Raw genomic sequence first — 20,821 nt, forward strand, 5'->3', positions numbered from 1 at the left:
CAACATGCACAGTGGGGGAGTGCTGAGCATCGGCGAGTTCGCGACCCTCACCCACCTGAGCGTGCGCACCCTGCGCCGCTACCACGAGGCCGGCCTGCTGGAGCCGGCCGTCGTCGACGAGCACACCGCCTATCGCCGGTACTCCGCCGAGCAGATCCCGGCCGCGCAGGTGATCCACCAGCTGCGGCAGCTCGACGTGCCCCTCGCCGAGGTGCGGGCGATCCTGGCCACGGCCGACCCGGACCGCCGCGCCGCACTGGTCGCCGGCCACCTCGAACGGCTGCAGGAGACCCTGGATCGCACCCGGGCCGCCGTCGCTTCGCTGCGCCGCCTGCTGCGACCGGAGGACCCCGTGGTGACGGTCCGCTCGGTGCCGGCGCGGACGGTGGCCGCCATCACCGCGGTCGTCGCCCTGCCGGACGTCCTGTCCTGGTACGCCACGGCCATGGCGGAACTCGATTCCGCGAGCGACGCCGGGCCGCCCGGCGGCCTGTACGCCAACGAGCTCTTCGCGGACGGCAAGGGCCAGGTGACCGTGTACCGGCCGGCGCCGGTCCCGATCGCCCGCGGCCGGGTCGAGCCCCTGGAGCTGCCCGCCGTGGACCTGGCGGTGGCCGTCCACACTGGCCCGCACGACGACATCGACGTCACCTACGGCCGGCTGGGCGCGTGGGTGGTGGATCACGCCTTGAAGGTCGACGGCCCGATCCACGAGACCTACACCTGCGGCCCGCGCGACACCGCCGACCCGGCGGCGTGGCGCACCGAGATCGGCTGGCCCGTCTTCCGCCTCGCATAAGGCATTCCGGGTACTGGAACGTGGCACGTGCCGGTCTCCAAAACCCCATGCTCGCGGCGCGCAAACGGCCATCACCCTTCGGCATTACCACGAGCGTGAGTTCAGTCACCAGCCGTTGGATGATCTTGCGTAGTGTGCAAGTTTGGCTGGGAGGCGAGCCTCCACTTCAACGGGGAAACGCCACACGGGGAATCGAGGTGGTTGCGTGGAACGAAGCCAACCGGTCGGCTGGGCCAGGCACCGCGAGGCGGTGCAGACCCTCCGTGACTCGTACGCGGCGATCCCGCCCGGCGACCGCGTGCGCCTGGCCAAGAAGACCTCGAACCTGTTCCGGCCGCGGGACACCGTGACCCGCGGGCTGGACGTCAGCGGGCTCGGCGGCGTGATCGCGGTCGACCCGCAGGCGCGCACCGCCGAGGTGCAGGGCATGTGCACGTACGAGGATCTCGTCGACGCCACCCTCCCGCACGGGCTGATGCCGCTCGTCGTGCCGCAGCTGCGCACGATCACGCTCGGCGGCGCGGTCACCGGGCTCGGCATCGAGGCGACCTCGTTCCGCCACGGGCTGCCCCACGAATCGGTGCTGGAGCTCGACATCCTCACCGGCACCGGCGAGGTCCTCACGGTGCGGCCCGACAACGAGCACGCCCAGCTGTTCGAGGCGTTCCCGAACTCCCTGGGCAGTCTCGGGTACGCCACCCGCCTCAAGATCGAGCTGATGCCGATCGCGGCCGGTGTCCGTACCGTCAACCTGCGCTTCGATGTTGTCGACGATCTCCTGGAGGTCGTCGGCGCGGTGATGGAGTCGGGTCAGTACGACGGACGCCACATCGACGTCATGGACGGTGTCGTCTTCCGGCCCGGCGAGTCCTATCTCGTGCTCGGCGAGTTCACCGAGGACGCCGGCGCCACCAGCGACTACACCGGCCAGGACATCTACTACCGGTCGCTGCAGGCCAAGGCGGGCGACCGCCTCTCCGCCTACGACTACCTCTGGCGCTGGGACACCGACTGGTTCTGGTGCTCCGGCGCGTTCGGCGCGCAGAACCCGCTCGTGCGGCGGGTCTGGCCGCGGCAGTACCGCCGCTCCGACGTGTACCACCGCATCGTGCGCCTCGAGAACCGCTACGGCGTGGCCGCCCGCATCGGCCGCTGGCGGGGCGAGCTCGACCGCGAGCGGGTGGTGCAGGACGTCGAGCTGCCCCTCGATCGCACGGGCGACTTCCTGCGGTGGTTCGCGCAGGAGGTACCGATGGCGCCGCTCTGGCTCTGCCCGCTCCGCCTGCGGGACCGGGAGTGGCCGCTGTACCCGATGCACGCCGGGCAGAAATACGTGAACGTCGGTTTCTGGGGAACGGTGCCCATCGAACCGGGCCGCGCCGACGGCGACGTGAACCGCCGCATCGAGGACAAGGTCTTCGAGCTCGGCGGCCACAAATCCCTCTACTCCGACGCCTACTACGACCGGGAGACCTTCGACCGGCTCTACGGCGGCCCCGCGTACCGCGCCGCCAAGGACCGCTACGACCCCGATCACCGATTGACCGACCTCTACGACAAGGTTGTGGGGCGCAGATGACCAGCACCTACCGTTCGACGAACACCCAAGGATCCGTTCCCGGCCAGCCCCGCCGCCGGCCCCCCGTGCCCAAGGTCGCCGACATCGTCCGCGCCGTCACCGCGAGCGAGCCCAAGGTCCGCATCACGGCGTACGACGGCAGCGCGATCGGCCCGGCCGACGCCACGATCACCCTGAACGTCGCCTCCGAGCGCGGCCTCTCCTACCTGCTGACCGCCCCCGGCGACCTCGGCATGGCCCGCGCCTACGTGACCGGCGACCTCGAGGTCGGCGGCGTGCACCCCGGCGACCCGTACGACGCCCTGCACCAGCTCGCCGACGGCCTGCAGCTGCGCATGCCCGCCGCCGGTGAGGCGCTGCGGCTGGTCCGCGGGCTCGGCTGGGAGCGCCTGCGCCCGCCGCCGCCCCCGCCGCAGGAGACGGTGCCGGCCTGGCGGCGCACCCTGCAGGGCCTGCGCCACGGCAAGGGCCGCGACGCCGACGCGATCCACCACCACTACGACGTCTCGAACCGGTTCTACGAGATGGTGCTCGGCCCGTCGATGACGTACACCTGCGCCGTCTACCGCTCCGAGTCCGACTCGCTCGAGCAGGCCCAGGCCAACAAGTACGACCTGGTCGCCGGCAAGCTCGCGCTCAAGCCGGGCCAGCGCCTGCTCGACGTCGGCTGCGGCTGGGGCGGCATGGTCCGGCACGCGGCCCGCGAGTACGGCGTGCGCGCCCTCGGCGTCACGCTCTCCAAGGAACAGGCCCAGTGGGCCCAGGCGGCGATCGAGCGCGAGGGTCTCGGGCACCTGGCCGAGGTCCGCTACCTCGACTACCGCGACGCGCCGCTCGAGCACTTCGACGCGGTCAGCTCGATCGGCCTCACCGAGCACATCGGCCTGCGCAACTACCCGAGCTACTTCCGCTCGCTGCGGGACCGGCTCAAGCCCGGCGGCCGGCTGCTCAACCACTGCATCACCCGCGCGCACAGCCGCACCAGCCGCAAGCCGGCCGCGTTCATCGACCGGTACGTCTTCCCCGACGGCGAGCTGGCCGCCCCCGGCCGCCTCGTGACCGAGGTGCACGACGCCGCGTTCGAGGTGCAGCACGAGGAGAACCTCCGGCTGCACTACGCGCTCACCCTGGCCGGCTGGAACCGCAACCTGGTCGAGCACTGGGACGCCTGCGTGGACGAGGTCGGGCTGGGTACGGCGCGGGTGTGGGGGCTGTACATGGCCGGGTCGCGGCTCGCCTTCGAGCGCAACGAGATCCAGCTGCACCAGATCCTGGCGACCAAGACGACTCGGGACGGGGTCAGCTCGTACCCGCTGCGGCCGGACTGGACTGCCTGATCTGTCGCGTCGGTACCGAAAAATCCGGACAAGCTCGCTTGTCCGGATTTTTCGCCTTTATCAGCATTTAATGCTTCGCGATCTTGGGCGGGTTTGTTCTGTTTTGCTGCGCGCGCGAAGCTCGTTTCCCGGCTCTCGGCTTTCTCCCAGGGAGAATCCAGTTTCGTGGCAGCCGCGGCGTGCAATCTGGACATCATGAGTGACCAGGACCGCCAGTGGAGCAGCCCGGAGCCCGCCGACCAGCCCGGCTCCGCCTCGACGCCCGAGGAGCACGCCGCCCCGGCGCCGCCGCAGGCCTCCTGGCCCCCTCCGGTTTCCACACCTCCGGCCACCGCGGCGCCCGCGTTCCCGGCTTCGGCGCCGCCGGCTGCCGCGTTCCCTGCCTCGGCTCCGCCGGCGCACGTGTTCCCGGCCTCCGCGCCACCCGCGCCGGTTTTGGCTGCTCCTGTGAACGGCGCCGGCCTCAACGGTGCGCCGCCGGCTCCGCCGCAGCCGCCGCAGTTCGCGCCGCCCGGCGGTACCACGACGGTCCCGCAGCCGGCGGTCCCGGCCTCCGGCGCGCCCAACTCGCCCTGGAGCCGCCAGGGCGTTCCGGGGGGCTACCCGCCGCCCGGCTCGCACACCACCCAGCAGCTGCCCGGCCACGGCCCCAGCACCGGCACGTTCGCCACGACGCCGATCTCCACCGGCGGCCCGTACTCCGCAGCGCCCTACGCCGGGGCCAACACGGGCGCGTTCCCGCAGGCCGGCCACCCGTACGGCCCGCCGCCCGGCTACCCGCCGCAGCCCGGCCAGCCCGGCTACGGCCAGCCCGCGTACGGCCAGCCCGGCCAGCAGCGCGGGGGTAGGGTCGGCCTCCTCATCGTCGCGGCCCTGGTCATCGCGCTCGTCTCGGCGTTCGGCGGCGGCCTGGTCGCCACCGCGGTCGCCGGCAACGACGACACGCCCGCGGCCGCGCCCAAGGTGGCCCAGAACCCGGCGCCCAACCTCGACCGCTCGAGCGTCGGCGGCGTCGCCGAGGCCGTCCTCCCGAGCGTGGTCGACATCAGCACCGGCGAGGCCGAGGGCTCGGGCGTCATCATGACCGCCGACGGCCAGGTCATCACCAACAACCACGTGGTCGCCGGGGCCAAGCAGCTCCAGGTCACGTTCAGCACCGGCAAGACCGCCTCCGCCACCGTGGTCGGCACCGACCCGGCCGGCGACATCGCGGTCATCAAGATCCAGGGCGTCTCCAACCTGACCCCGGCCAAGTTCGGCGACAGCGACGCCCTGCGCGTCGGCGACACCGTCCTGGCCGTCGGCTCCCCGCTGGGCCTGCAGGGCTCGGTCACGGCCGGCATCGTCAGCGCCCTGCACCGCACGATCTCCGGCGAGTCCGGCGGCAAGTCCATCGCGGACGCCATCCAGACCGACGCCGCCATCAACCCCGGCAACTCCGGCGGCGCCCTGGTCAACCTCAAGGGCGAGGTCGTCGGCATCAACACGGCGATCGCGACCGCGGGCGAGAACAGCGGCAACATCGGCGTAGGCTTCGCGATCTCCGCGAACCGCGCCCGCGCCGCGGCCGACCAGCTGGCCAAGGGCGGGAAGGTCAGCCACCCGTACCTCGGCGTGCAACTCACCGACGGCACCGGCGGCGCCCTCATCGGCGGCGTGGTCGCCGGCGGCCCGGCCGACAAGGCGGGCCTGAAGACCGGCGACACGGTGACCAAGTTCGGCAACTCCGCGGTGACCGACGCGACCAGCCTGATCAACGCGGTGCAGGCGAACAAGGCCGGCGACCAGGTCCCGGTCGTGGTCAACCGCAACGGCAGCACCCAGACGGTCACCGTCACCCTGGGCGAAGCCCCCTAGGACCGAGATTCCCCTCTCGCCGCAACGGCCCGCGTTCGCCACAACGCGGGCCGTTGCGTGTTCCCCGCCAGGCGCCGACACCGCGCTCGTGTCGTTCACGCCGCGGGCCGTTGCGTGTGCCCCGCCGGGCGCTGACACCGCGCTCGTGTCGTTCACGCCGCGGGCAGTCGCGGGCGCCCCGCCAGGTGCTGACACCGCGCTCGTGTCGTTCACGCCGCGGGCCGTCGCGTTCTCGGCCTCGTTCGCGTTCTCGGCCTCGTGCGTTACCAACGTCGCACGGTGGCGGCGCCGTGGCCGTTGCGTTTCCCCGCCGGGCGCCGACAACGCGCTCGCGTCGATCACGCCGCGGACTGTTGCGTGTGCATCGCGAGGCGTCGGCAACTCGCGTCGTTCATGCCGCAGGTCGTTGCGGTTCTCGGCCCGTGCGTTACCAACGTCGCGCGGTGGTGACGCCGCGGGCCGTTGTCGGGCGTCCGAAACGGCTCAGGAGAGTTCCGCGATCAGCCGCTGGTAGACGGCAAAGGCCGGCTTCGGCGTGTAGTCCGAGCGCACCAGCCCGAACTGCGACATCGGCCGCGGCGCCGTGCTGTCCGCGTCGCGCAGCGCGAAGTGCTCGTAGGCCGCGATGTTCAGCGAGCCGGCGAGCGAAGCCACCGCCCGCAGCACCTCCTCCAGCACCTCCGCCTGCCGTTCCGGGGACCGCCCCGGCCCGGTGGCCCAGCCGTGCTCGGTGATGTGGATCGGGGTCGCCGGCGGCACTCCCGCCGCGGCCAGGCTCTGCTCCCGGAACCCGCGCAGCACGCCCTCGACCCCGCTGCGGAGGTCGGCCAGCGGCCGGAACACGTCCGGGAAGAAGTCCAGGCCCGCGTAGTCGATCACCGGGCCGATCTCCTTGAGCGAGGCCCAGAACTCCTGCGCCGGGTCGAAGATCGGCGTCGAGTTGCACCCGATCCCCACATCCAGCCCCAGCCGGTCGGCCTCGGCGCGGGCCGCGAGCACGCCCTCGACGATCGCGCGGCGTACCGCCGGAAATCCCGCATCCCCGCCCGGCCCGTCGTGGTTCGCCTCCTCCGCGACCTGCAGCGTGCCGAGGTACTCCCCGTGCGTGCGCAGCATCGTGCGCAGAAAGTCGGTCCAGCCGGTCAGGTCGGAGCCCGGCTCGTGGAAGCACACGACCAGGTCCAGCCTCCGCCCGTTGACGGCGTGCTGCCACGGCCGCGGCGGGGCCTCGACGTGCCCGCCCTCCGCGTCGCTGTAGTGCAGGTACCCGCGCACGAGCTGCACGCCCAGCTCGTCGAGCAGCTCGGCCGTCGGCCCCGGATCCTCGGGCGGCCCCGGGGTCGCCGAGCCGTCCACGTCCGCGCCGAGTCCGCCCGCGTAAATGCCGAATGTCATCGCCATACTTCGACCGTAACCCCAAACTTGGTGTCACACCAAATTTGGTTTCACGCTAAAATAAGCGTCATGGCGCTCAGAGCGGAGAAGAAGGCGGCGACCCGCACAGCGATCTCGGACGCGGCCATGGGCCTCTTCCTCGAGCACGGCTTCGACAAGGTCACCGTGGCCGAGGTCGGCGAGGTGGCCCGCGTCTCGGTGAACACCGTCTTCAACTACTTCGTGACGAAGGAGGACCTGTTCTTCGACCGCCAGGAGGAGGTCGTCGGCCGCCTGGCCCGCGCAGTCGCCAAAGCCCCCGATCCGGCCGCGGCCGCCTGCGAACTGTTCGAGGACGAGCTCCGGCGCGGCGAGCCGACACTGGGCCTGCACCCGGAGTCGCCGAAGTTCTGGAAGGTGGTCGAGGACAGCCCCGCGCTGCAGGCCCGAGTCCGGCTCCTCGGCGAGCTGGCCGAGGAGGCCCTGGCCAAGGCCCTGATGGAGGCCGGCCGCCCCGAACCCGACGCCTGGTGGGCCGCGGCCGTCCTGTCCGGCATCGACCGCGCCCTGCACGCCCAGATCCGCCGCGATCTCCGCAAAGGCCAACCCCTGGATGTCGTACGCCACGACGCCCGCGCCACCGCCGCCCGCGCCTACGGAGCGGTGTCCCTGGCCGTCTCCTGACCACCGGGCCGAAGTAAGCACCGGGCAGAATGGCGGCATGGATGACCAGCGCCAGTGCCGCCTCCGCGTGATCGGCGAGAACCTCGACCTGGCCGGCTCCCCGGCCGCCCTCACCGCGCTCGCCCAGCTCCTGCGCGAGGCCGGCCCGAGCGCCGAGATCGCGATCCGCAACGGCGCCGTGGTGCAGGAGCGCGCCGACGGCGGACTGGTGATCGAGCTGCGCCCGGCGCCGACCCTCTACCTGCGCGGCGACGAGGGTGCGCTCAAGGAGGTCTGGGCCGCCCTGGACGCGGTCGCCGCTGCGGTCCCCGAGGCCGGCAAGCCCGACCCGCACCGGCACGTCGAACCGGCCGGTAGCAAGGCGCTGGTGATCACGGCCGTGGTTGAGGAGAACTAGCGCCCACCCACCGCGCGGGCCAGCGTGGCGCAAGAGAGTTGGCGCCGCTCGCCCGCGGCGGCCAGCGCGGCGTGGGAGGGCTGGCGCGGTTCGCCACGGCGGCGAGGGTGCCGTGGGAGGGCTGATGCGGTTCGCCACGGCGGCGAGGGTGCCGTGGGAGGGCTGATGCGGTTCGCCACGGCGGCGAGGGTGCCGTGGGAGGGCTGATGCGGTTCGCCACGGCGGCCAGCGCAGCGTGGGAGGGCTGACGCGGTTCGCCACGGCGGCGAGGGCGGCGTGGGCTAGCGCCGTTCGCCCACGGCGGCGAGCGTGGCGTAGGAGGCCGGGTCGTCCGGTGGCGTGTCCGGCCGCCATTCGGCGCTGAACACCAGACCCGGCGGCACGAGGTCCCAGCCGTCCAGCAGGGCCGCGAGTTCGGCTCGGTCGCGCAGGACCATCGGGGTGCCGGTGCGGGTGTACAGGTCGGCCAGCTCGCCCACGTCGCCCGTTGCGTGGGACACGGCGAGGAGGCTGCCCGGGGCGAGCGCGTCGTGGTACGCGCGCAGGGCGCCGCGCAGCTCCGGGGTGTCCGGGGCGAAGTGCAGCATCGCCACCAGCAGCAGGCAGACCGGGCGGGCGAAGTCCAGCAGCGCCTTCACCTGCGGGTCGCCCAGGATTGCGCCGGCCTCGTGCAGGTCGGCCTGGACGACGGCGGTGTGCGGGTCGGCGTCGAGGATCTGCCGGGCGTGCACGACCGCTGCGGGGTCGATGTCGACGTACACGACCCTCGCCTGCGGGTCGAAGGACCGGGCGACCTCGTGGACGTTGCCCTCCGTCGGGATGCCTGAGCCGATGTCCAGGAACTGCCGGACGCCGCGGGCGGCCGCGAAACGTACCGCCCGGTGCAGGAAGGCCCGGTTCGCCCGCGCGATGCGGGGGATGGCCGGCACCAGCGCGACCGCCCGCTCGGCCACCGCCCGGTCGACCGCGAAGTTGTGGCGGCCGCCCAGGTAGTGGTCGTACATGCGGGCCACGCTCGGGCGGTTCGGGTCGATGCTCACGTGTCATATAGTTCCGAAATGTCCGAAGTTTCAAACGCAAAGTCACCGCGGTTCTACTCTTGGTGACGTGCGGTGGACGGACGGACTGGCCGAGCGCCTGCTCGAGGTGGCCCCCGACGCCCTGATCATCGCCGGGCAGGACGGCCGGATCGCCCTGGCCAACGCGGCGGCCCGCGCCCTGTTCGGCCGGGAGGACCTCGGCGGCCGCACCGTCGACGTGCTGGTGCCGGCCGACGGGCCCTCGATGGTGCCGCGGATGGCCGCGTATCTGCAGGGCGAGCACCCGCCCAGCCGCACCGGGCAGCCGCTGACCATGCTGCGCGGCGACGGCTCGCAGTTCCTGGCCGACATCACGCTGTCGGTGGTGCCGAGCGGGGACGGCCGGCTGCTCGTGGCCACCATCCGCGACACCGCGGCCGACGGGTTCGACCCGGTCCAGTCGCTGCTCGCCTCGATCGTGCAGTCCTCGCACGACGCGATCGTCACCACGGACCTCGACGGGCTGGTGCTGTCCTGGAACCCGGGCGCCGAGCGGCTCTACGGGTTCGCGGCGGGGGAGATGGTCGGGCGGCCCAAGGACGTGATCATCCCGCCGGACCGGCGCGCGGACGAGGCCGAGATCCGCGCGATCGTGGCGGCGGGCGGGCGGGTCGATCGGTACCGGACGGTACGACAGCGCAGAGACGGCACCCCGTTGACCGTGTCGATGCTGGTCTCGCCGCTCACCGGGCCCGACGGGCGGACGGTCGGGGTCACCACGATCACCCGCGACATGAGCGAGCGGGAGCGCGCCGAGGCCCAGATGCAGGCGGTGCTCGACGCGGCGCCGGACCCGCTGATCGGGATCGGCGCGGACGAGCGGGTCGTCCTGGTCAACGCCTCGGCCGAGCGCCTGTTCGGCATCCCGCGCTTCGACATGATCGGCATGCCGGTGCGGCTGCTGGTGCCGGGCGGGGCCGACACCGCGCCGGGGGAGTCCGGGGTGGCGGTGCGCCGCGACGGCACCGAGGTCCCGGTCGACATCACGCTGAACACGCTGCGGGGCGATGACGGCGTGATCACTCTGGCCAGCGTGCGGGACATCACCGAGCAGCGGCGGCTGCGGGAGGAGGCCGAGCGGCAGAAGGACGAGGTCCGCCAGCAGCGCACCCAGCGCCTGGAGAGCCTCGGCCAGCTCGCCGGCGGCATCGCCCACGACTTCAACAACCTGCTCGCGGTGATCCTCAACTACGCCGAGTTCATCGTCGAGGACGGCGCCGACACGCCGTTCGCGCTCGACGCCGAGCAGATCCTGCGCGCGGGGCGGCGCGGCAGCGAGCTCACCCACCAGTTGCTCGCCTTCGCCCGGCGCGAGGTGGTCCGGCCCAAGCCGCTCGACGTCAACCACGTCATCGGCGAGGTCCAGCAGATGCTGACCCGCTCGATCGGCGAGCACATCGGCCTGGCCACGGCGCTCGCCGAGAAGCTGCCGACCGTGGTCGCCGACCCCGGGCAGCTGGAGCAGGTGCTGGTCAACCTCGCGGTGAACGCCCGCGACGCGATGCCCGCCGGCGGCGATCTGACCATCGACACCGGGCTCGTGCAGGTCGACGAGGGGCACACGGCGGTGCGGGAGGGGCTCGCCCCCGGCCCGTACGTGCGGATCCGCGTCTCCGACACCGGCACCGGCATGCCTCGCGAGGTGATCGAGCAGGCCTTCGAGCCGTTTTTCACCACCAAGCCCAGCGGGGAGGGGACCGGGCTGGGCCTGGCCACCGTGTACGGCATCGTGGTCCAGGCCGGCGGCACCGTCCAGATCTACTCGGAGCCCGGCGTCGGCACCACGATCACGATCCTGCTCCCGGCCAGCGACGCCGAGGTCGTGCCCGACGCGGCCGCGCGCCCGGCCCGCCCGCCCGGCCGCGGCCAGACCGTGCTCGTGGCCGAGGACGAGCCCGCCCTGCGCGAGGTGACCACCCGAATCCTGCGCCGCGGCGGCTACACGGTGCTCTCCGCGAGCGACGGGGTCGCCGCCCTGCAGCTCGCCTCCGAGCACGGCGGCCCGATCGACCTGCTGCTCACCGACGTCGTGATGCCCGGCATGCTCGGCCGCGTCCTGGCCGACCGGGTCACGCGGCTGCGGCCACGGATGCGCATCCTGTTCATGTCCGGCTACGCGCAGCCGGTGCTGACCAGCAACGGGATCCTCGATCCGGGCGTACACCTGCTGGAAAAGCCCTTCACCGGGACCGATCTGCTCAACGCGGTGGCCGACCAGCTCGCCGTGCGCTTGTAAAAATGGACGTTCATTCATTATTCTGACGGGCATGCGAGGCAGCAGCCGCTCCGCGGAGCACGTGGCGTTCTTCCGCGCCCTCGAGCACAGCCGCCGGCACGACCGGCTCTTCGACGACGGGCTCGCCGCCCGCATGCTCCCGCCGGCCCAGCGCGCGGTCGTCGCCGCGTCGCGGGTGCCGGCGCTGCATCGGTGGATCGTGCGGTACATCGACACGCACTTCACCGGCGGCCCCCGTGCCTCCGCCGTGGTGCGCACCCGGTTCATCGACGACCAGGTGCACGAAGCGCTGGCGGCGGGCGCGACCCAGCTGGTGCTGCTCGGCGCCGGCTTCGACAACCGCGCGCACCGCATCGCCGCGCCGGTCGCCTTCGAGGTCGACCATCCGGCGACCCAGGCCACCAAGCGCCGCCGCGTGCCGGCCGGGCTGGCCGCCGCCGTCCGCTTCGTCCCGGTCGACCTGAGCGTGGACGCACTCGCCCCGGCCCTGCTCGCGGCCGGTTTCGACGCCGGCTCCCCGGCCGTCGTGGTGTGGGAGGGCGTCACGAACTATCTCACCGCCGACGCCGTCGACACCACCCTGCGCGCCCTGGCCGGCCTGCTCGCCGAGGGCAGCACGATCGTCTTCACCTACGTGGACCGGGCCGCGCTCGACGGCACCGGCGGGTTCGAGGGCGTCGAGGCCTGGCACGCGGCCGTCCGGCGCGGCGGGGAGCCCTGGACCTTCGGTTTCAAGCCCGAAGACCTTCCGTCGTACCTCCAGCAGCGCGGCCTGCACCGCACCGCCGACCTGTCCACAAGGGACGCCGCCGCGCGGTACCTGGAGCCGCTGGGGCGGGACGAGCCGACGGCCGAGTTCTACCGGATCGCGGTCGCCAGTGCCTGAGGTCGATCTCCTTCGGATGGCGGGCACCCGTGCCTAAGGTCGACGACGCGCATTTCGCGGCCCGGCGGCGGCAGATTCTCGACGCGGCGGGGGCCTGTTTCGCGCGGGAGGGCTTCCACCGCACCTCGATGCAGGACATCGTGCGCGAGTCCGGAATCAGCGCCGGCCTCATCTACCGGTACTTCACCGGCAAGGACGACATGATCGCCGCCATCGTCACCGAGTGGCACGAGCGGCGCACGACGATGCTCGGCGACGATCCGGCCACGGGCTACCTCGACGTGCTGCGCCGCGTCGGCGACCCGGAGACCCGCGACGAGCTGCGGCTGGCCGTGCAGGTGTGGGCCGAGTCGGCCCGCAACCCGGCCGTGCGCGAGATGTCCCGCGCCAACGTCGACCGCCCGGTGGCCGCCGTCGCGCCCGTCCTGGCCGCCGTGAGCGACGACCCGGAGTCCCTGGCCCGCGTGTTCATCGCGATCTACCAGGGGCTGGTGCTACAGACGCTCTGGGACGACGGGCTCGACCACGCCGCGTACCTCCGCGCCGTCGCGCTGCTGCTGGCGCCGCTCGGGTTTGCGCCACCAGGGGACGGCGGCCAGGGCGACTAGGATCAGGGTCAGTGGCGCCCTCCACAGCGGACCGGCACCGCTGTCGATCGGCGCGGCCGCGCTCGGGGCCGTGCGCGCCCACACCAGGAACGAGTCGCCGATCGGCAGCGCCCCGAGCGCGTACCGCTTGGTGTGCCAGGTCGTGATCGGTACCCCGGCCACCTCGCCGTAGGACGACAGCGCGTCGGCGAGCCCGTCGTCGCCGTTGACCCGGGCCGCCCCGATGGTCACGACGGTCGCCGAGAACGAGATCCCGAGGGGCAGCGGCCCGCTGTCGACGTCCGCGGCGCCGTCGACGCCCTTCGGGTACTCGCGCACCGCCGGGCCCAGCCGCAGCGGGCGGTCGACGAACTGGTCCCGGAACCTCAGGTACTGCTGCCGCGCGAACCCGGCGTCGACCTCGGGCAGGAAGCGCAGGATCATGCTCTGCGAGCTGGCCCGCGCGCCCTGCAGCGGCCGCCCGGTCCCGGGGTCGGCGACGTGCGGCAGCAGCCCGGTCGCCGGATCGAGCCGCTCCCTGGCCGCGTCCAGCCATCGTTGTACCGTCCCGGCGTACGCCGGCGCCGCCAGCGCGTCGTGCAGCCGCAGCGAGGCGATCGCGACCGTGGAGTCGACCGGCCAGGACTGTCCCGGGTAGGCCTGCAGGAACGGCGACGGCGACGCGTCGAACGCGGCCGCGATCTCCCGCGAGTCCGCCTCGAAGCGGGCGCGCTGCCCGGGCTCGTCGCGCAGGCTCAGCAGGCCGCCGCGCAGCCAGTTGGTCCAGCCGGCGTAGAAGATCCCGTACCGCGGGGCGAGGCCCTCGGCGAACGGCGCCGTGCCCTCCGGTCCGTCCAGCCTGGACAGTGCCCAGCCGGCCTCGCGCACCGCCTTGGCCCGGTCGCCGCCCCGCCGGGCCACGTCGATCCAGGTCAGGCCGTAGAGGACGTGGCTGAAGAAGTACCCCTCGGGGAAGAGGTTCTGGGCCCCTTCGCCGGCGCCCTCGTCGAGCGTCTGCCGCAGGTAGGTCAGCTGGCGGTCGGTGTCCTGGGGCGGGACGTACAGGCGCAGCAGCGCGCTCACCGCCAGCGCGGAGATGATCGCGGCGAGCAGGGCGCGCAGGACTTTTCCCACGCGCCGATGGTAGAGGCCCTTCACACATCGCCGGTGACCGCTGTAGCTTATTTTCGGAGCAACGTGGCCGGGCGGCGGATAGCTACAGCGGGCGATGTGAAGTGATGCGATGACGAGCTTCGTCTCGGTGTGGGTGGGCCGTCCCGGCGATCCGCCCCGGCGCGCCGATGACGCCGACCGGCTCCACGCGGCCGCCAGCACGATGAAGGTGGCGGTGCTCGCGGCGCTGTACCGGGCCGCCGATGCGGGCACCGTCGACCTCGACGCGCACGTCCCGGTCGTGAACGGCTTCGCGAGCGCGATCGGCGACGGCACGCGGTACCAGAACGATCGCAGGTATGACGACGAGGACGAGGTCTGGACGCGGCTCGGCGACGCCGTCCCGGCCCGGTGGCTGGCCCGGCGGATGATCGTGCGCTCCAGCAACCTCGCCACCAACGTGCTGCTGCAGCTGGTCGGCCTGCCGGCGGTGGCCGACGCCTGGCGGTGCGCGGGCGCCGTCAACAGCGTGACCGCGCGCGGCATCGAGGACTACGCGGCCCGCGACGCCGGGCGGGACAACGTGGTCACCGCGGCCGACCTCGCCGCGCTGCTCGGCGCCCTGCACCTGGGCACCCTCGCGAAGCCCGAGTCGTGCGCGGAGATGCTCGACCTGCTGGCCGCCCAGGAGTGGCGGCAGGACCTCGCGCTCGGCGTGCCCGACGGGGTCCGGATCGCCCACAAGAACGGCTGGATGACGGGGGTACGGCACAGCGCCGGCCTCGTCTGCCCGCCCGACGCCGAGCCGTACGTGATCGCCGTCTGCACCACGTCCCGGGGTGTGCCCCCGGACGACTACGACGAGCGGGCCTGCCGCCACCTCGCCGAACTCTCCGCCGAGGCCTGGCGGGACCGGGTCCTGCCGTGAAGGAGCTGTTGTGACACACGCCGTGCGCATCCCCCTGGCCACGTTGTGGTCCGATCCGTCGCATCGGACCGCGGCGAATGTCGTCACGCAGGCGCTGCTCGGCGACGCGGCCGAGATCCAGGAGGAGCGGGCCGACGGCTGGGCCCGGGTCGCGCTGCCCGGCCAGGACGGCGACGGCGGCTGGCTGCCCATGGCGCAGCTCGCGCCGCTCGGGGACGACGGCGGGCAGCCGGTGTCCACCGTGGACGCGCTCGGCACCGACCTGCGCGACGAGCCCGGCGGGACCCTGGCCATGCCGGGCGTGCCGCTCGGGACCCGGCTCGTCGCGGCCGGCGCACCGCGCGACGGCTGGCTGCCGGTGCGCATCCCGGGGGCGGCGGAACCGCTGTGGGTCGCCCAGTCCGACGTGCGCACCGATGCCGCCGACCCGGTCGCGACCGCGCGGCGGCTGCTCGGCGTGGTCTACGTGTGGGGCGGGCTGTCGCCGGGCGGCATCGACTGCTCCGGCCTGGTCCACCTCGCCTGGCGGTGCGCCGGGATGCGGCTGCCCCGCGAGGCCCGCGACCAGGCGGCGGCGGCCGAGTCGCTCGCGCCGGGGGAGGAGCGGGCCGGCGACCTGTACTTCTTCGCCCTGCCCGGAGCCCGCATCCACCACGTCGGCATCGTGGTTGAGCCGGGCGTCATGCTGCACGCCTCCGGCGAGGCGCGGATCGTGGTCGAGGAGCCGGTCCCGCCGGACCTGGCCGTGATCCTCACCGGCGCGGGCCGCCCGAAGGCCGCCGGCTAGCGGCCGTTCAGCGCGGCCAGGGCGGCGAGGGCGGCGTGGACCACGCCCTCAGTGCGTTCCAGGGCGCGGCGGGCGTCGGCGGCCGGGGTCTGGGCCAGCAGCGCCACCAGGGCGACCTTCGACTCGCCGCCCGCCTCGAGCAGCGCGACCGTGCACGTCTGCGCCGGCAGGCCGGTCGCCTGGGTGAGCATCCGGACCTGCCGGCCGCGCAGCTTGGTGTTGCTGGCGACCATGTCGGTCATCAGGTTCGAGTACGTGCGGCCGAGCCGGACCATCACGGCCGTGGACAGGGCGTTGAGGACGAGCTTCTGGGCGGTGCCGGCCTTCATGCGGGTCGAGCCGGTGATCGCCTCCGGGCCGGTGTCGACCGCGATGTGCACGTCGGCCAGGTCGGCCAGGGGCGCCGCGGGGTTCGCGCTGACCAGGACCGTGCTCGCCCCGGCGGCGCGGGCGGCGCGGAGGGCGCCGGCCACGTACGGGGTGGTGCCGCTCGCCGTCGCGCCCACCGCCACGTCCCCGGCGCGCAGCCCGGCCGCCGCGGCCGCGCCCTGCTCGGCGTCGTCCTCCACGCCCTCGGCCGCGGTGTGCAGCGCCGGGAGCCCGCCCGCGATGTGGGCCACGACCCGCTCGTAGCCGATGCCGAACGTCGGGTGCAGCTCGGCCGCGTCCAGCACCGCCATCCGCCCCGACGTCCCGGCGCCGAAATAGTGCATGCGGCAGCCGCCGCGCAGCGCGGTGACGGCGAGCTCGACGGCTTGTGCGAGCTCGGGCAGTACCAGCGAAACAGCCGGCGCCACCTTGCGGTCCTCGGCGTTGATCAGCCTGAGCATGTCGAGCGTGGGGAGGCGGTCGATGGCGACCGTGTGCGGGTTGCGCTCCTCGGTGGGCGAGACCCCGGGGGCGTCGCTCACCAGCGGCCCCGCTCGGCCTTGGTCCGCCGGCTGCGCACCGCGTCGCGGGTCGCCTCGAGCGCCTCGCGGGTGCGGTCGTAGGTGCGCTGGGCCACCCCGACGAACACGCAGTCGACCACGGTGAGCTGGGCGAGCCGGCTGGCCATGGCGCCGGAGCGGAACGTCGTCTCGCGCGCCGCGGTGGTGAGCACCAGGTCGGCCTCGCGGGTGATCGGCGACTTCGGGAAGTTGGTGAGCGCGACGGTCGTCGCCCCGCGCCGCCCGGCCTCGGCGAAGGCCTCCATGGTGTCCACGGTCGTGCCGGTGTGCGAGATGCCGATGGCGACGTCGCCGGTTGCGAGCAGGGCCGCGCTGGTCAGCGCCAGGTGCAGGTCCGACCACGCGTACGCGGTCAGCCCGATCCGGTGCAGCTTCTGCTGGAAGTCCTGGGCCACGAACGCGCTCGCGCCGACGCCGTAGATGTCGATCCGGCGGGCCGCGGCGATCGCCGTGATGACCTTCTCCAGCGCCTCCAGGTCGAGCTGGGCGGCGGTGTCCTCGACGGCCCGGGCGTCGGCGAACGCGATGGTCTTGACCACCTGGCCGAGGTCGTCGGAGAGGCTGATGTCGCTGCCGATCGCCTCCTGGGCCGGGTCGTCCTGCACCCGTCCGGACTCCGCGGCCAGCTTCAGGCGGAGCTCCGGATAGCCCGATACGCCGATGGCGCGGCAGAACCGGATGACCGTAGTTTCGGAGGTGTCGGCCCGCTTGGCCAGCTCCGTGATGGTCATCTGGGCGGCGGTGGCCGCCTCCTCGACGATGATCCGGCCGACCCGCTGCTCGGCCCGCGACAGCGAGGGCAGGAGCCCGCGGATCTTCACGGCCGTGGAGACCTGGCGAGCCTCGTCCTTCATGTGGAAAAGTTTCCGTTGCCTCGTCGGTTTCGTCAATGGAATGCGGTGGCGCGATGCGCGAGTCCCTGGTCATCGGCGTGGACGCCGGCGCCACCACGACCCGCTGCGCGCTGAGTGACCTCGACGGCAACATCCTCGCGCGGGCGGAGGCCGGAGGGGCCAACCGGAACTCGAGCGGCTCGGCGCCGGCCGAGGCCCTCGCGACCGCGTTGCGCACCCTACTCGATCAGTCAAGGGACGATCTCGCCCGGGTCGCGCTCGGCGTGGTCGGCGTCGCGGGCGGGGCGTCGCTGCGGGCCGCGACCCAGGCCGCGGCCGAGGAGGCCTGGCACGCCGTCGGGCTGCCGGGGCGGGTGGCCGCGGTGACCGACCTCGAGGCGGCCTTCGCCGCCGGCACCTCCTCGCCGGACGGGCTGCTGTTGCTGGCGGGCACCGGGGCGGTCGGCGCGGCGTTCTCGGGCGGGCGGCTGACGCATCGCTGCGACGGGTACGGCTGGCTGCTCGGCGACGAGGGCTCCGCCGTCTGGATCGGCCGCGCCGGCCTGCGCGCGGTCCTGCGCGCGCTCGACGGCCGCGGCCCGGCCACGGCGCTCACGCCGCTGCTGAGCGACTTCCTGCATGTGCCGGCCGATCCGCAGGCCTTGCTGCGCGACGCGTTCGACCATCCGCCGGCCGCCCTCGGAGCGCTGGCGCCGCTGATCTGTTCCCTTGTGGACGACCCGGTGGCCTTCGGGATCGTGGAGGAGGCGGCGGCCCATCTCCTGCACACCCTGGACACCGTGGCCGCCCGCGCGGCGCTGGTCGATCCGCCCGTGGTCCTCGCCGGCTCCGTGCTGCTGACCGAGGGGCCGGTCGCCGAGCGCGTCCGGGCGGGCGTGCGGGAGCGTTACCGTATCGTGCCCATCGATGCCCGCTACGGCCCGGCGGGCGCCCTGTGGCTGGCGATTTCCCAGCTCAGCGGGGCCTTTCCGGATCCCTTGGTACACGCCCGGCTCACTCGGTAAGAATCTTCCGCCTCTTGCAAGTTTGGTTGGAAACCTTCAAGCTCATCGACAGGCGTCCCTTCTCCAAGGAGTCGCGATGAGTCTTCTCTCCCGGCGAGCCCTGCTGCGCACCGGCGCGCTGGCCGCCACCTCGGCCACCCTCGGCGCCTGCGCGCTGTCCGGCGGCGGCGACGACAAACCGACCAGCACCGAGCAGGGCGCCAAGAACGCCGCGAACCCCCTGGGCGTCAAGGAGGATGCGCCGCTCGAGGTCGTCATCTTCAACGGCGGCTTCGGCGAGGACTACGCCAAGGCGCACGAGGCGATGTACACCGAGAAGTACCCGAAGGCGCAGATCAAGCACTCCGCGACCCAGCAGATCGGCCAGACCCTCCAGCCGCGCTTCGTCGACGGCAGCCCGCCGGACGTGATCGACAACTCCGGCGCCGGCCAGATCGACTTCAACGGCCTCGTCTCGCAGGGCGCCCTGGCCGACCTGGCCCCGCTGCTGGACGCGCCGAGCGCCGACGACCCGGCCAAGAAGGTGCGCGACACGCTGCTGCCGGGATCCCTCCTGCCCGGCACCTACGACGGCAGGACGATGGCCCTCAACTACACATACACGGTCTACGGCATCTGGTACTCGGCCAAGCTGCTGAACGACAAGGGCTGGCAGTACCCGAAGACGTGGGACGAGATGATCGCCCTGTGCAGGACCATCAAGGCCGCGGGCATCGCGCCGTGGACCTATCAGGGGAAGCATCCGCGGTACATGTCGTGGCCGATCCTGTCCGCCGCCGCCAAAATGGCCGGCGAGGACGTGCTCAAGGCCATCGACAACCTGGAGCCCAACGCCTGGAAGCACGAGGCGATCCTGGCCGCCGCCGACGCGTACTCCCAGCTGGCCGTGGACGGGTACATCCTGCCCGGCTCCGAGGGCCTGGACCACATCCAGTCCCAGACCGAGTGGTGCAAGGGCAAGGCGGTCTTCATCTCCTGCGGCTCCTGGCTGGAGAGCGAGCAGAAGGCGGTCACCCCGCCCGACTTCCGGATGACGGTCGCGCCCACGTCCAGTCTGTCCACATCGGACAAGCTGCCGTTCGAGGCGCTGCGCGGTACGACAGGGGAGCCCTTCGTCGTTCCGGCCAAGGCGAAGAATGTCGCGGGCGGCCTGGAATATCTCCGCATCATGCTGTCGAAGAAGGGAGCCATCGATTTCACGAACCGCGTCGCCAGCCTCACCTGCGTCGCGGGCCTGGACCAGGGCGTGAACCTCCCGCCCGGCCTGGCGTCGGTCACGAAGGCCTTGCAGGCATCGGGGGACAAGGGCTTCAACTGGGTCTACAACTCCTACTACCGCAAACTCGAACGCGAACTCGTCGACGCGGCGTGCGGCGCCCTGTTCACCAAGCAGATCAACGCCAAGCAATTCGTCGAGCAGTGCCAGAAGGGCGCCGACTCGATCGCCAAGGACGACACCATCAAGAAGTACAAGCGGAGCTGACGGGATGCGCCACGGGCGGCGCCTGTTCGCCATCACGTTCCTCATGCCGGCCGTGGCGGTCTATGCGGTCTTCGTCGTCTCCCCGTACCTGCAGGCGTTCCAGATCTCGGCCACCAACTGGCGCGGCCTGAGCCCGACGTGGGACTACGTGGGCCCGGACAATTTCACGCGCCTGCTGTCCGACGAGTACTTCTGGAACGCCCTGCGACACAACGCGATCCTGCTCGCGGTCCTGCCGGCCGCCACCATCGGTCTGGGCCTGTTCTTCGCCTCGATGCTGAACATCCACGGCGTGCGATTCTCCGCGGTGTACCGCATCGTGTACTTCTTCCCGCAGGTCCTCTCGGTCGCCATCATCGGCGTCCTGTGGCGCGAGATGTACGCCCCGAACGGCGGCCTGGTCAACGGATTCCTGCGCGCGGTGGGCCTGAACGCCCTGACCCGGACCTGGCTCGGCGACGCCGACGTGGCCTTCTGGGCTGTGCTGATCGTGATGATCTGGAGCAACGTCGGCTTCTACGTCGTCCTGTTCGGCGCCGCCATGTCGGCCATCCCGCGCGAGATCTACGAGGCGGTCTCGTTGGACGGCGCGGGCCGCTTCACCGTCCTGTGGCGCATCACCATCCCGCTGCTGTGGGACACGATCCAGGTCGCCTGGGTGTACCTCGCGATCATCGCCCTGGACGGCTTCGCCCTCGTGCAGATCATCACCAACGGCGGCCCCGAGTTCAGCACGGACGTGGTCGGTCTGCGGCTCTACAACACGGCGTTCGGCGAGTCGAAGTTCGGCTACGCCTCGGCGATCGGCGTGGCCATGTTCTTCGTCACCCTGTCGGTCGCGATAGCGTCGTTGCGCCTGACCCGCCGCGATCGCATCGAGTACTGAC

At 72.6% G+C, this 20,821-nt stretch carries 19 protein-coding genes; 14 read left to right on the forward strand and 5 right to left on the reverse strand.

Annotated features, from left to right (window positions below; all coding sequences use genetic code 11):
• Positions 1-4: 4 nt before the first annotated feature.
• The 4 genes from ACQPZ4_RS12920 to ACQPZ4_RS12935 all read left to right on the forward strand — a co-directional run bounded on the left by ACQPZ4_RS12920 (position 5) and on the right by ACQPZ4_RS12935 (position 5,572).
• A complete protein-coding gene (locus tag ACQPZ4_RS12920) occupies positions 5-799 on the forward strand; it encodes a MerR family transcriptional regulator (protein ID WP_433059538.1) in 795 nt (264 codons plus the stop codon).
• Between the two features lie 205 nt (positions 800-1,004).
• Positions 1,005-2,378: an FAD-binding oxidoreductase gene (locus ACQPZ4_RS12925; RefSeq protein WP_433059541.1), complete on the forward strand. Its 1,374-nt coding sequence runs from the start codon at positions 1,005-1,007 to the stop codon at positions 2,376-2,378.
• Entirely contained in the window at positions 2,375-3,715 is a 1,341-nt protein-coding gene (locus ACQPZ4_RS12930; protein ID WP_433059544.1) for a class I SAM-dependent methyltransferase, read from the forward strand. The genes ACQPZ4_RS12925 and ACQPZ4_RS12930 overlap by 4 nt, the downstream gene beginning before the upstream one ends.
• 195 nt (positions 3,716-3,910) lie before the next feature.
• Entirely contained in the window at positions 3,911-5,572 is a 1,662-nt protein-coding gene (locus ACQPZ4_RS12935) for a S1C family serine protease (protein WP_433059546.1), read from the forward strand.
• Positions 5,573-6,055: 483 nt separating this feature from the next.
• Here the strand turns inward: ACQPZ4_RS12935 and ACQPZ4_RS12940 are convergent, their stop codons facing one another.
• Complete coding sequence (locus ACQPZ4_RS12940) at positions 6,056-6,973, reverse strand: hypothetical protein (RefSeq protein WP_433059548.1); 918 nt, start codon at positions 6,971-6,973, stop codon at positions 6,056-6,058.
• A gap of 63 nt (positions 6,974-7,036) precedes the next feature.
• Here ACQPZ4_RS12940 and ACQPZ4_RS12945 point away from each other — a divergent pair, with 63 nt between their 5' ends.
• Complete coding sequence (locus ACQPZ4_RS12945) at positions 7,037-7,630, forward strand: TetR/AcrR family transcriptional regulator (RefSeq protein WP_433059550.1); 594 nt, start codon at positions 7,037-7,039, stop codon at positions 7,628-7,630.
• Positions 7,631-7,667: 37 nt separating this feature from the next.
• Positions 7,668-8,027, forward strand: coding sequence for a hypothetical protein (locus ACQPZ4_RS12950; RefSeq protein ID WP_433059553.1), 360 nt, complete (start codon positions 7,668-7,670; stop codon positions 8,025-8,027).
• A 281-nt stretch (positions 8,028-8,308) separates the two neighbouring features.
• Here the strand turns inward: ACQPZ4_RS12950 and ACQPZ4_RS12955 are convergent, their stop codons facing one another.
• Complete coding sequence (locus ACQPZ4_RS12955) at positions 8,309-9,067, reverse strand: SAM-dependent methyltransferase (RefSeq protein WP_433059556.1); 759 nt, start codon at positions 9,065-9,067, stop codon at positions 8,309-8,311.
• Positions 9,068-9,134: 67 nt separating this feature from the next.
• On the opposite strand from ACQPZ4_RS12955, the gene ACQPZ4_RS12960 reads away from it, so the two are divergent.
• The 3 genes from ACQPZ4_RS12960 to ACQPZ4_RS12970 are packed head-to-tail and all read left to right on the forward strand — an operon-like array spanning position 9,135 to position 12,836.
• A complete protein-coding gene (locus ACQPZ4_RS12960; protein ID WP_433059559.1) occupies positions 9,135-11,342 on the forward strand; it encodes a PAS domain S-box protein in 2,208 nt (735 codons plus the stop codon).
• Positions 11,343-11,373: 31 nt separating this feature from the next.
• A complete protein-coding gene (locus ACQPZ4_RS12965; RefSeq protein ID WP_433059561.1) occupies positions 11,374-12,228 on the forward strand; it encodes a class I SAM-dependent methyltransferase in 855 nt (284 codons plus the stop codon).
• 29 nt (positions 12,229-12,257) lie between these two features.
• Positions 12,258-12,836: a TetR/AcrR family transcriptional regulator gene (locus ACQPZ4_RS12970; protein ID WP_433059564.1), complete on the forward strand. Its 579-nt coding sequence runs from the start codon at positions 12,258-12,260 to the stop codon at positions 12,834-12,836.
• Here ACQPZ4_RS12970 and ACQPZ4_RS12975 read toward each other — a convergent pair.
• Complete coding sequence (locus tag ACQPZ4_RS12975) at positions 12,723-13,949, reverse strand: hypothetical protein (RefSeq protein ID WP_433059567.1); 1,227 nt, start codon at positions 13,947-13,949, stop codon at positions 12,723-12,725. The genes ACQPZ4_RS12970 and ACQPZ4_RS12975 overlap by 114 nt on opposite strands.
• Before the next feature lie 109 nt (positions 13,950-14,058).
• Here ACQPZ4_RS12975 and ACQPZ4_RS12980 point away from each other — a divergent pair, with 109 nt between their 5' ends.
• Together ACQPZ4_RS12980 and ACQPZ4_RS12985 are read left to right on the forward strand one after the other, a co-directional pair.
• Positions 14,059-14,856 (forward strand): serine hydrolase, encoded by a 798-nt coding sequence (locus tag ACQPZ4_RS12980; protein WP_433059569.1) that lies wholly within the window; start codon positions 14,059-14,061, stop codon positions 14,854-14,856.
• A 10-nt stretch (positions 14,857-14,866) separates the two neighbouring features.
• Positions 14,867-15,643: a C40 family peptidase gene (locus ACQPZ4_RS12985; protein ID WP_433059572.1), complete on the forward strand. Its 777-nt coding sequence runs from the start codon at positions 14,867-14,869 to the stop codon at positions 15,641-15,643.
• On the opposite strand, the gene murQ is transcribed toward ACQPZ4_RS12985, so the two are convergent.
• Positions 15,640-16,554: an N-acetylmuramic acid 6-phosphate etherase gene (gene murQ / locus ACQPZ4_RS12990; RefSeq protein ID WP_433059575.1), complete on the reverse strand. Its 915-nt coding sequence runs from the start codon at positions 16,552-16,554 to the stop codon at positions 15,640-15,642. The genes ACQPZ4_RS12985 and murQ overlap by 4 nt on opposite strands.
• On the reverse strand, positions 16,551-17,447 hold the full coding sequence (locus ACQPZ4_RS12995) for a MurR/RpiR family transcriptional regulator (RefSeq protein WP_433059578.1): 897 nt from the start codon (positions 17,445-17,447) through the stop codon (positions 16,551-16,553). The genes murQ and ACQPZ4_RS12995 overlap by 4 nt, the downstream gene beginning before the upstream one ends.
• Before the next feature lie 53 nt (positions 17,448-17,500).
• Here ACQPZ4_RS12995 and ACQPZ4_RS13000 point away from each other — a divergent pair, with 53 nt between their 5' ends.
• The 3 genes from ACQPZ4_RS13000 (at position 17,501) to ACQPZ4_RS13010 (ending at position 20,820) form a co-directional block, all read left to right on the forward strand.
• Positions 17,501-18,451: an N-acetylglucosamine kinase gene (locus ACQPZ4_RS13000; protein ID WP_433059582.1), complete on the forward strand. Its 951-nt coding sequence runs from the start codon at positions 17,501-17,503 to the stop codon at positions 18,449-18,451.
• 76 nt (positions 18,452-18,527) lie between these two features.
• Complete coding sequence (gene ngcE, locus ACQPZ4_RS13005; RefSeq protein ID WP_433059585.1) at positions 18,528-19,934, forward strand: N-acetylglucosamine/diacetylchitobiose ABC transporter substrate-binding protein; 1,407 nt, start codon at positions 18,528-18,530, stop codon at positions 19,932-19,934.
• Between the two features lie 4 nt (positions 19,935-19,938).
• The gene (locus tag ACQPZ4_RS13010; protein WP_433059588.1) at positions 19,939-20,820 is read left to right on the forward strand and encodes a carbohydrate ABC transporter permease; all 882 of its coding nucleotides are present in this window, start codon (positions 19,939-19,941) and stop codon (positions 20,818-20,820) included.
• Position 20,821: the final 1 nt, after the last annotated feature.

Source organism: Dactylosporangium sp. CS-033363 (assembly GCF_050942475.1).
Classification (GTDB): Bacteria; Actinomycetota; Actinomycetes; order Mycobacteriales; family Micromonosporaceae; genus Dactylosporangium.